The sequence below is a fragment of the Bacillus safensis FO-36b genome, assembly GCF_000691165.1.
Classification (GTDB): Bacteria; Bacillota; Bacilli; order Bacillales; family Bacillaceae; genus Bacillus; species Bacillus safensis.
On sequence record NZ_ASJD01000011.1, the window covers coordinates 65,299 to 76,443 of the forward strand.

The window sequence follows — 11,145 nt, forward strand, 5'->3', positions numbered from 1 at the left end:
AACGGGAGTTGAAAGGGGACACGAATGGATACACCCATACATCGCATAGGTATTGTTTTACTCATTGTCATTCTACTAGGTGGATGTACCTGGAAGCAGCAGACGGAATCAGCTTATCCAGTATCACCACAGCCAGTATTGCCTGGAGAATATTTTATTACTCATCACCTCATGACAGATCAAGGCTTGATCCGCACTTCATTTGCAGAGCAGCACATCTACTTATCCGAATCGCTGGGGCTTTGGATGGATTATCTTGTTCGAAAAAAAGACCAAAATTCGTTTGACCAACAATTGGGTGTCCTGCAAGATGAATTTTTACTAGACCATCATCTTCTCAGCTGGCAAATCGAATCTGATCAAAAAAGTAAAGCCAATGCCTTGGTTGATGATTTACGGGTAGTGGCGGCACTTCAAAAGGCAGATCGTTTATGGAAGAATGCAGCATATCAAACAACAGCAAAAGAAATCGCACAAGCGTTAAAAGACAAAAATATGTATAGAGGCATCTTGTCCGATTATTATGATGCATCAACAAATCGAACTTCACACACAATCACACTCTCATATTTAGACCCAAAAGCAATCAAAGAATTGGAATCCCTCAAAATATTCACGAAACAAATGACGAGTAACCAATTGGCCATTCTAAAACAAGCACCGAGAAAAAAAGGATTCTTTCCTAAATCCTATGACATAAAGAAAAAAGCCTATTCATTTGATCGAGAAATCAATATGATTGATCAACTCTATACGGCTCTACATGCCGATCGTGCAAAGGTGAATACGTCCGCGATCATGAAATGGCTTAAAACGACTTTTACAAAAGAAGGAAAATTGTACGGTAGATATAAACTGAGCACATTGCAGCCAGCAGTGACGTATGAATCGCCTTCTGTATATGCGCTGGTCATCTTGTATGCTCTTAAACGAAACGAACCGGAATTCGCAAAAGAGGTGTATGACCGCATGAAAGAATTACAAATTCAAGATCCTCTCAAGGATTATTATGGAGGGTACATGAACGAAAAAGACACACACTCATTTGACAATTTATTGCCTCTCATTGCAGAAAGGGAGCTTTTTAATGAATCGGTTATTCAGTAATACGTATCGTTTATATTATTCTCTGCTCCTCACGTTTGCAGGTCTTATTTTGTTTATGGGCTACCTTGGCGTACATGATGCAGAGAGCTTTTTGATGATCACACTGACTTTTGTCGTGTTAGGATGCGGGATTTTATTTGGCATCTTACCAGCATTAATTTTTACCTTGCTGATGTTGTTCTTTATAGGAAGTGCTATGTTCTTTACAGAGCTTGGCCACACAAACCCCTTCTTTACCAATCAAACATTGCAAGATGTGGTGATTTGGGGCGCAGCCCTCCTCTTTTTCGCGATTTCAGCAGGAAGCTTGCATGAGCGGATTAAGACGATGCGGCAAACCATTGAACAACAAAAGCAGGCGATGAAACAATTTGTGGCGATTGATTCGACCACTGGATTTGACAATGCAGAACGGATGAGGCTGGAATTGTCTGAGGAAATGAAACGGGCAGAACGCTACAAACAGCCATTCGTTTTTATCCTTCTTCACATTCATTATGCAGCAGAATTCAAATCGTTATATGGAGAAAAAGAAATGCAGCACCTATTTCAGCAATTAAGTAACAAGATTCGCGAAAGTGTCAGAGAAACCGATAAGAAATTTCGATTATCTGAAGAACGAATAGGCCTGCTGCTTACTCACACACCAGAAGAAAATGTCTCTGTCGTCCTTGAGAAGCTAAAGGATAAATTGAAAAAGCATGTGCTGTTAAACGGCCGTGAAGTCACCTTGACATTTCATGTCTGTCATTTAACAAGCAGTTCGGATTATCGCACGCCAGAACAATTTTTAGAAGAACTAGAAAAAGAGATGATGATGAATGAACTTTAATTCTTTGATGAAATGCTGTTTAGTGATTGCTCTCTTTTTGATTCTTTCGTTTCAATACATGGCTTCAGCCGACGCTCTTGCCAAGCCAGATACCCTGATCGTTTATTCAACAGAATCAGGAGAAGCGACTCCAGCAGTGCATATGCTGGATCTACTCGCCGGACATTTTTCCAAACAGACGACGATTGTATCTGATGAACATCTGGCTGAAAAGAAGATCAGCGAATTTCAGCAAGTCATCTATCTAGGAGAAATAAAGAGAACCTTACCAAAACAGACCATTCGTGTAATGAACGAAGCACAGAAGATCATAGCCATTGGATACAATGCGGAACAGCTGCGCTCATTTTCCGCACTTATTTTTCACAAACAAGATCACACGAGTCAAATCAAATATACAGATGATAAAGCATACCGTCAGCTAGAGAAAAGGATCAGTGCGTTAACGGTTCAAGGGGCAGACTTGCAAAGGGAATTTCTATTGAAAAAACATAAAGCTGATCTTCCATTTGTGATTCAAACAAAGGAAGGTGCCGCCTATATTGGAATCCTAAATGTCGTGCAGCACAGCGAGCTTCTAGCAGAAGTGCTAGAAAAACGCCTTCCTTCTTCTAATCAGCTGACCACAAAATACTTAAGGCTTGGGAACATCAGTCCTGTCACTGACGAAAAGAAGCTGCTTGAGCTTGGACAATACGTATCCACTCAGCATATTCCGTTTCTAATAGCGGTAACCCCTGTTTGGGTGGATCGAACAACAGGCGATGAAGTGACACTGAGTGACCGCCCGAAGCTTGTAAAAGTGTTAAAACAATTGCAAAGCGATGGAGCCAGCATCATTCTCCATGGATTTAGCCGTACGTATCGCACGGAGGATTCTGGTCAGGACTTTGAGTTCTGGGATGCAAAGAATGATCAGTCCATTACGTCAAATGACCCTAAAAAAGCTGAGAAGAAGCAAAGTGAAAGCCATTTTTCGAATGAAAAAGACTTCCATACTTATACGAGATCGAATCAGCAGCAAGAAACCATCTATACAGAAGAAAAACTGACAAAAGGCATTGAGTTTCTTGCGCAGCAAGGTCTCTATCCACTGGCATTCGAGGTGCCGCATGATGCCATATCTCAACAAGGCTACGAAGTGATATCAAGGCATGTGTCCAGTCTGTTTGGACAGGTACAGCTGTCGGATCATACTTGGAAAACAGCCGGTGCTCCGCCGCTCGTGACGAAACCCGACATGCTTCATGGCATGACTTTATATCCTCAGCAATCAGTAGAGCCAGCGTCTGACGAAGAAGGTTCAAATATTTTAACAGAACAAAAGATTCAATCCATCCAGCATCTTCAATCAGCCGCAATCGGGCTGTCCTATGATGTGGAATCCGGAATAACTGGATTGCAGAATCTGATGACGCAGATGGATGCAATTCCTTCTAGTGAATGGCTGGATTTAAAGAAAACAAAACAGACAGTCCAAACACCACATGTACAGATCAAAACATCAGGGGATGGACATATTCATGTAGAACAATCCAATAGAGCGGAAACCACAACAGTTAAACGAAGCGGCATGGAAAATATGCTGCGAATTCTCACCGTCGTGGTGATGCTGTTTATTGCGGCATTTGCTTTTTACACATTGTATTTAAGACTGACAATGAAAAAACGTATTTTTAAGGAGAGAAAATTAGGTGGCTGATGTCTTATTTTATCTTTCATTAATACTGATTTGGATTATGCTCCTATACCACATGTTTCTCATGCAGGGCGGCTTTCAGCACTACCTGACCTACGAAAAAGTGCTGCCTGAATGGACGAAACAAGGGAAAGAACTGCCGACCGTCAGCATTCTGATTCCTGCTCATAATGAAGAAGTTGTCATTCGGCAAACGCTAAAAGCAATGGTCCAGCTATCCTATCCTAAACATCTCCTTGAAATCATTGTGATTAATGACAATTCCTCCGATGGCACAGGGGACATCGTGCAGTCATTCAGTGAGCAATATGATCATGTCCATATGATTGAAACGAAACCGCCATTTGCAGGAAAGGGAAAATCAACTGCACTGAATGAAGGCTTAAAGGCTTCAACAGGAGAAGTCATCTGCGTATACGATGCAGATAACATGCCTGAACAAAAGGCCGTCTATCATTTGGTTCTTGGTTTATTGAATGACCCAAAGGCAGGCGCTGTTGTCGGGAAATTCAGGGTCATCAATGCAGCCAAAAATCTGCTGACCAAATTTATTAATATTGAGACCATCTGCTTTCAATGGATGGCGCAAGGCGGAAGATGGAAGTGGTTTGGCATTGCGACAATACCGGGCACCAACTTCGCCATCCGCCGGCACATTTTAGAAGAGCTTGGCGGCTGGGATGTTCATGCGTTGGCTGAAGACACCGAATTAACGATCCGTGTCTATAACCTTGGCTATGTCATTCGATTTTTCCCAGCTGCGATTACATGGGAACAAGAGCCTGAGACATGGAAGGTCTGGTGGCGGCAAAGAACGCGCTGGGCTCGAGGCAATCAATATGTTGTCCTCAAATTTTTGAAACAGTTTATGAAGCTGAAACGAAAACGAATGATTTTTGATTTGTTTTATTTCTTCTTTACGTATTTCTTATTTTTCTTCGGTGTCCTGCTCTCAAATGGCATCTTTATCGTGAACCTATTTGTTGACCTTCACTTATCTGTAGGGGCTGTTGCACTGATCCTGTGGGGATTGGCCTTCTTCCTCTTTCTAACAGAAGTGATGATTACACTAAGTATTGAGAAAACAGAGCTTACCAAACAAAATATACTCATTGTGGCGCTCATGTACTTCACTTATTCTCAAGTATGGATTGCGCTAGTCGTGTACTCCTTATGTGTAGAGGCAAAGAGCCGTTTATTCAAACAAGAAGTGAAATGGTACAAAACTGAGCGTTACGATCAACAACAAAAGAAAAGCGGGTGACAAATTGAAATCGGTAAAATGGATGATTTTTATATTGATGATATCCCTTGCCATTCAGCCTTTTTTCATGGCGGGTCAAGCAATGGCGCAATCAAATCGAGTACAAGTGAAAGATGACTGGATTCGCTCATCTAAAGGAAGTCAAACGGAAACGCAAGCATTATCAGAAGATGTAGTAACCTTGTATGGACAAGAAGACCGCACTGAATTTTCCTATCAAATAGAGAGAGGAAAAGTTGAGTCTAGCACCCTTACATTAAATATAGAGGCTTCACCATTACTTATTTCGCCATCTTCGTTCACAGTCATGATTGATGGAGAGATTGAAAAGACCATTCCCGTATCAGGGAAAAATCAAAAGAAATCAATTCAAATCAAATTGAACAAAGCGCAATTGAAAAAAGGTTCTCATCAAATTCAGCTCACATTTTATGGCGTGTTAAAAGAAGGTGTGTGTATCAACCAAGAGACACCTGCCAATTGGCTGAAAGTATATCCTGAAAGTGAGCTGGATTTCAAAGGAACTCAAACGAAAGACGTGACGTTAGACAGCTTCCCTTCATTTTTCATTCAAACAGGTGATCAGAAAGAACAAACAGATATTGTGATTCCAAATTCACCGGAAGCAGCTGAATTAGAAGCGGCTATGAAAGTATACCGGACGTTGAAAAACAAAGACCGCCAAGCAGACCTCAAACTCGTCCAAGAAAAGGACCTCAAGCAAATCGCTCATCCAACCATTGCTGTGGGAGCAAAAGGAAACTGGGATGGACGAGTGAAATCGATCGAGCAAGCTGCGAAAATGAAAACAGCAAGCGATCAGCTCACGTTAGCGGTGAGAACCTTGACAGGAAAGAAAAAAGAACAGCCCATTTTATTTGTCACTGCTGAACAGCCAAAAACAATTGCTGAAAAAATCAATGTCCTGACTCAACCAGAACTGACAGGTCAGCTCACTGGGACAGATTTACTCCTTCAAAAGGTTACTGTTAAAACATCAAAACCATCTCATCAAATTCGTTTAAAAGATTTTGGTGGTGATGATGTCACGGTTGGAACCCAAAAGACGGCATCTGATCATTACTATTATCCAAAGGCATTGATCGCTCATCAAAAATCAGGAGCTAAACTAAATCTATCATTTAAAAAATCTGATACAGCGAACAAAGCGGAACGCTTAACAGTCATGATCAATAACGAACCGCACGACGTACCGTTAACAAAACTAGGAAACAAAGATGAGAATGGATTCTATCATGTGTCAATTCTAGTAGATTCACAAATACTCCAAAAGAACGAATATATTGATTTGCAATTTGTTACTACAGGCTTTAAAAACATGGAAGCCTGCAGACATACGGATGAAGAAGGCTGGATTTACATTGATAAGAACAGCTCTCTTCAAATACCAGAAGGTACGACTAGTGATACACCGGATTTAGCCGCATGGCCGCTTCCTTTCACATCAAAAACGCAGCAAGGAAAAACATTGATCATCATGCCAGATCAAATCAAGCAAGAAACGATCAATCAAATGGCGATGCTGACAGAATCATTTAGTCAGCCGGAAGCTGCCCAATATCATTTGATCAAAGCTTCAAATGTGACAAATGATCAATTGAAAGATCACTCTCTCATTTTCATCGGGGGCATTCAAACGTTCTCTCTTTTAAAAGAAAAGGCAGACGATCTCATCGTTCCAGTGAAAAAGGATCAGTATGATGTATCCTCCTTTGGCATGATCAACGAAACGACTGCTCGTATTGTATGGACGCAGCCATCTGTATGGAATAAAGAACAAACAATGACCGTCTTTTCCGGAATGAATGCAGCTGACGTTGATCTTTCACATGAAGTGATTCATTTCCTGCAAACAAATACGGAAACGGCAACAGTTGCAATCGAGAGCAAAAACAAAGACATGTTCTCTAATCATCAAACGGTCAGCAGCACAACAAATGATCTCCCAAAAAATGAAAAGCAAGGCATCAATGATTCTTGGATTTACTTTGCATGTATCGCTGCACTGATTATTTTTGTGGTCGTGATGATTATTTATTTCGTGCGAAAAAACCGCAAAAAGACTGATTGATAAACGATCAAAAGACCTTGAAAAAATGTCTTTACTTTGGTGTTAAACGGGAGTATGATCTCTTTTATAAAAGACCAATCGCTGAATCATTTCGATGAGCGGGGGAACCATTGGTGGTGCAGGACACCACGTGGGGTGAATCCTTTTTAGGTAGGGCAAAGTCTCATGCGCCCGAATCCGTCAGCTAACCTCGTAAGCGTTAAAGAGAGCAAAGACCAACCTGTGATCTAAACAATAGACGCAGGGGCATTCTATTGCCTCTGTGTCTTTTTGGCGATCCATCTTTTGTAACTTAAATCGTTTGACACTAAAGGAGCGGGCATCACATGTACAGTTTGATGAAGCGTATTTTAATTGGGAAACCATTAAAATCACAGGCAGCAGGAGAACAAAAACTATCAAAAATCAAAGCGTTGGCATTATTGTCATCAGACGCATTGTCATCCGTTGCATACGGTACAGAACAAATCTTGATAGTTCTTTCAGTCGTTAGTGCAGCAGCATTTTGGTACTCACTCCCGATTGCAGGTTGTGTATTAATTCTTTTAATGGCGTTAATTCTATCTTACCGCCAGATTATTTATGCTTATCCAGAAGGCGGCGGAGCCTATGTCGTCTCTAGCAGAAACTTAGGTGAAAAACCAGGACTGGTCGCAGGCGGATCATTGCTTGTAGATTATATTTTGACTGTAGCAGTGAGCATATCAGCGGGTACCGATGCCGTCACATCGGCTTTTCCGGCACTATATCCATATCATGTGCTGATTTCAATTGTATTGGTCATTTTGATCATGGTGCTTAACCTTCGTGGATTGACAGAATCGGCATCTATTTTGGCTTATCCCGTGTACTTGTTTGTCATATCACTCCTTATATTAATTGGAGTCGGCGGTTTTAAATTATTAACAGGAGGCGTTCCTCCAGCGCCTGAGCATACAGCGATAGGCACGCATGTACCTGGCATTACATTGTTTCTTTTATTAAAAGCATTTTCATCTGGCTGTTCAGCACTGACTGGGGTAGAAGCCATTTCAAATACCATTCCATCCTTTAAAAAACCAGCTGCACAAAATGCAGCGAGAACATTATTGATGATGGGTGGATTACTAGCTGTTTTATTTGTGGGTGTGACATTGCTTGCGTTTGGTTTTGGCATCTCACCAAAGCCAGAAGAAACGGTTGTATCACAAATTGCATCAGATACATTTGGACGTACATTTTTCTATTATGTCATTCAAGCTGTCACAGCTTTAATCTTGATATTAGCGGCAAACACAGGCTTTTCCGCCTTTCCTTTATTGGCGGTCAACTTAGCAAAGGATAAATATATGCCGCGCATGTTTACTGTAAGAGGGGATCGACTCGGTTATTCTAATGGCATTATCTTTTTAGGTGTAGCTTCTATGCTGCTCATTTGGTTGTTTGATGGGAAAACGGAACACCTCATTCCGCTATATGCTGTCGGTGTATTTATTCCATTTACGTTGTCACAGACCGGTATGTGTGTGAAGTGGATTCGTGAAAAACCGCAGGGCTGGAAAACGAAAATGCCTATCAATATAGTCGGAGCACTGATTTCTTTCACCGTTCTCATGATTCTCATTTTGACCAAGTTCCATCTTGTATGGCCAGTATTTGTTTTCATGCCTATTGTGCTATTGATCTTTCATTCCATTAAAAAACATTATCTGTCTGTTGGAGAACAACTGCGTTTAATGAATGAAACAGAGCCTGTTGAGATTAAAGGAAATGTGGTCATCGTGCCAATTGCCGGTGTAACACGTGTCGTCGAGCAATCTGTTCAATATGCAAAATCCTTATCAGATCAAGTCATAGCAGTTCATGTATCATTTGATAAAGAAAAAGATAAGAAAATTGAAGCGGATTGGGAAAAACTGAACAGCGGTGTGCGGCTTGTGATATTGCATTCGTCTTATCGAAGTCTTATTCATCCGCTTGATAAATTTCTTGAAACGGTTGAGGCAAAAGCAAATGCGCATCAATATAAAGTGATGGTGCTCGTGCCTCAATTTATCCCGAAAAAAAGATGGCATACGATCTTGCATAACCAATCTGCCTTTTTATTAAGGTTCCGTCTATTATGGAAACGGGATATTGTGGTCGCCACCCTTCCATATCATTTTAAAAAGTAGCAGCAAGTTGAAACGTTTGATCAAAAGGGTGCGGTGGTATGGAGTAAGAAAAAAGGAGTTTTCTCACATGCCGCAAAGAACCGCAGGAAAAGAAGTAACAGCGCTACTGGAAGAGTGGGGCGTAAAACATATTTATGGAATGCCCGGCGACAGCATAAACGAATTGATTGAAGAGCTTAGGCATGAATCAAGCCAAATACAATTTATACAAACGAGACATGAAGAAGTGGCGGCACTCTCAGCGGCGGCTGATGCCAAACTAACAGGTAAGCTCGGTGTCTGCTTATCCATCGCTGGACCGGGTGCTGTCCACTTATTAAATGGACTATACGATGCAAAAGCAGATGGCGCACCCGTTTTAGCAATTGCAGGGCAGGTTGCGTCGAATGAAGTAGGAAGAGACACATTCCAAGAAATCAAATTAGAGCGGATGTTTGACGACGTCGCTGTCTTTAATCAGCAGGTACAAACAGCAGAAGCTCTGCCTGATTTATTGAATCAAGCCATTAAAGCAGCTTATACCCATAAAGGGGTGGCTGTTCTCACCGTATCAGATGACTTATTTTCTCAAAAAATTAAGCGTAAGCCAGTTTATACATCTCCTCTTTATGTTGAGGGAGAGGTACGGCCAAAGAAAGATCAACTGCTAAAGGCAGCACAGCTAATTAACAATGCGAAGAAGCCGGTCATCTTAGCAGGTAAAGGATTACGAAATGCAAAAGAAGAGCTTCTTTCATTTGCAGAAAAGGCTGCTGCACCTATCGTCATCACACTTCCTGCAAAAGGGGTTGTGCCAGACAGGCATCCATACTTTTTAGGAAACCTAGGTCAAATTGGAACGAAGCCAGCTTATGAAGCAATGGAAGAGTGTGACCTCTTAATTATGCTTGGAACTTCTTTTCCATATAGAGACTACTTACCAGAGGACACACCTGCCATTCAACTGGATATTAAACCAGATCAAATCGGTAAAAGATATCCAGTAGACGTAGGAATCGTGAGTGACAGCAAGAGTGGTTTGCAGGAACTGACCTCCTACATTGAATATAAAGAGCAGCGTGGTTTCCTTGAAGCTTGTACAGAGCATATGATGAAATGGCGGGAAGAAATGGATAAGGAAAAATCCGTTGCCACATCACCGCTTAAACCGCAGCAAGTCATTGCTAGACTAGAAGAAGCAGTTGAAGACGACGCCATTCTTTCTGTTGATGTAGGGAATGTGACCGTATGGATGGCACGCCATTTTGAAATGAAACAGCAGGATTTCATCATCTCCAGCTGGCTTGCCACAATGGGCTGTGGTTTGCCTGGAGCGATCTCTGCTAAGTTAAATGAACCGAATCGTCAAGCGGTTGCTGTCTGCGGCGATGGTGGCTTCACAATGGTCATGCAAGACTTTGTGACAGCGGTAAAATATAAACTGCCGATCGTTGTTGTGATCTTAAACAACAACAACCTTGGAATGATCGAATATGAACAACAGGTAAAAGGAAACATCAATTATGGTATAGAGCTGGAAGATATTGATTTTGCTAAGTTCGCAGAAGCATGCGGCGGCAAAGGAATCTCCGTGTCATCACATGAAGAACTAGCTCCAGCTTTTAGTGCAGCCCTTCAATCAGATAAACCCGTCATTATTGATGTTGCTGTCACCAATGAACCGCCGTTACCTGGGAAAATTACGTACACACAAGCAGCTGGTTTTAGTAAATACTTACTGAAAAAATTCTTCGAAAAAGGCGAGCTGGATATCCCTCCACTCAAGAAAAGTTTAAAACGCTTTTTCTAAACAAAATGTAGTCGGTCCTCTCAAAAGAGGACTGACTTTTTTTAATGAAAGGAAAAAACATTTCAATTATCACTTGTTTTATTTCCTCTAAAAATATATGGAAATTATTTTTGTAACTTAAAGCCTATTTTTCCAATTCGCTGAGAAAGGTAAAATAGACTTTATGATCAATAATGGGGGGAGTGACTTCTTCTGGGCAAGATACTTGA

7 protein-coding genes and 1 riboswitch are annotated in these 11,145 nt (G+C 41.3%); all 7 genes read left to right on the plus strand.

Going from position 1 to position 11,145, the window contains the following annotated elements; translation table 11 throughout:
- Window positions 1–24 precede the first annotated feature (24 nt).
- On the plus strand, window positions 25–1,107 hold the full coding sequence (locus BA81_RS16810) for a glycosyl hydrolase family 8 (protein ID WP_034283849.1): 1,083 nt from the start codon (window positions 25–27) through the stop codon (window positions 1,105–1,107).
- A complete protein-coding gene (locus BA81_RS16815) occupies window positions 1,088–1,939 on the plus strand; it encodes a diguanylate cyclase domain-containing protein (protein ID WP_034283850.1) in 852 nt (283 codons plus the stop codon). The genes BA81_RS16810 and BA81_RS16815 overlap by 20 nt, the downstream gene beginning before the upstream one ends.
- On the plus strand, window positions 1,929–3,641 hold the full coding sequence (locus tag BA81_RS16820; protein ID WP_034283852.1) for a DUF2334 domain-containing protein: 1,713 nt from the start codon (window positions 1,929–1,931) through the stop codon (window positions 3,639–3,641). Before BA81_RS16815 ends, BA81_RS16820 begins: the two co-directional genes overlap by 11 nt.
- Before the next feature lie 37 nt (window positions 3,642–3,678).
- Window positions 3,679–4,902 (plus strand): glycosyltransferase family 2 protein, encoded by a 1,224-nt coding sequence (locus tag BA81_RS16825; protein WP_175579069.1) that lies wholly within the window; start codon window positions 3,679–3,681, stop codon window positions 4,900–4,902.
- A 4-nt stretch (window positions 4,903–4,906) separates the two neighbouring features.
- The gene (locus tag BA81_RS16830) at window positions 4,907–6,994 is read left to right on the plus strand and encodes a cellulose biosynthesis cyclic di-GMP-binding regulatory protein BcsB (RefSeq protein ID WP_051627372.1); all 2,088 of its coding nucleotides are present in this window, start codon (window positions 4,907–4,909) and stop codon (window positions 6,992–6,994) included.
- A gap of 69 nt (window positions 6,995–7,063) precedes the next feature.
- Window positions 7,064–7,208, plus strand: a riboswitch (cyclic di-AMP (ydaO/yuaA leader).
- Between the two features lie 112 nt (window positions 7,209–7,320).
- Window positions 7,321–9,147: an APC family permease gene (locus tag BA81_RS16835; RefSeq protein WP_034283853.1), complete on the plus strand. Its 1,827-nt coding sequence runs from the start codon at window positions 7,321–7,323 to the stop codon at window positions 9,145–9,147.
- 67 nt (window positions 9,148–9,214) lie between these two features.
- Window positions 9,215–10,936 carry a pyruvate oxidase gene (locus tag BA81_RS16840; protein ID WP_034283856.1) on the plus strand — a complete coding sequence of 574 codons (1,722 nt, stop codon included), beginning with the start codon at window positions 9,215–9,217 and terminating at the stop codon, window positions 10,934–10,936.
- Window positions 10,937–11,145: the final 209 nt, after the last annotated feature.

Excerpts from the sequence above, each read along its gene's own strand:
- BA81_RS16815 (WP_034283850.1), top strand. The coding sequence starts at position 1,088 with ATGAATCGGTTATTCAGTAATACGTATCGTTTATATTATTCTCTGCTC.
- BA81_RS16835 (WP_034283853.1), top strand. The coding sequence starts at position 7,321 with ATGTACAGTTTGATGAAGCGTATTTTAATTGGGAAACCATTAAAATCA.
- BA81_RS16825 (WP_175579069.1), top strand. The coding sequence starts at position 3,679 with ATGCTCCTATACCACATGTTTCTCATGCAGGGCGGCTTTCAGCACTAC.
- BA81_RS16840 (WP_034283856.1), top strand. The coding sequence starts at position 9,215 with ATGCCGCAAAGAACCGCAGGAAAAGAAGTAACAGCGCTACTGGAAGAG.
- BA81_RS16810 (WP_034283849.1), top strand. The coding sequence starts at position 25 with ATGGATACACCCATACATCGCATAGGTATTGTTTTACTCATTGTCATT.
- BA81_RS16820 (WP_034283852.1), top strand. The coding sequence starts at position 1,929 with ATGAACTTTAATTCTTTGATGAAATGCTGTTTAGTGATTGCTCTCTTT.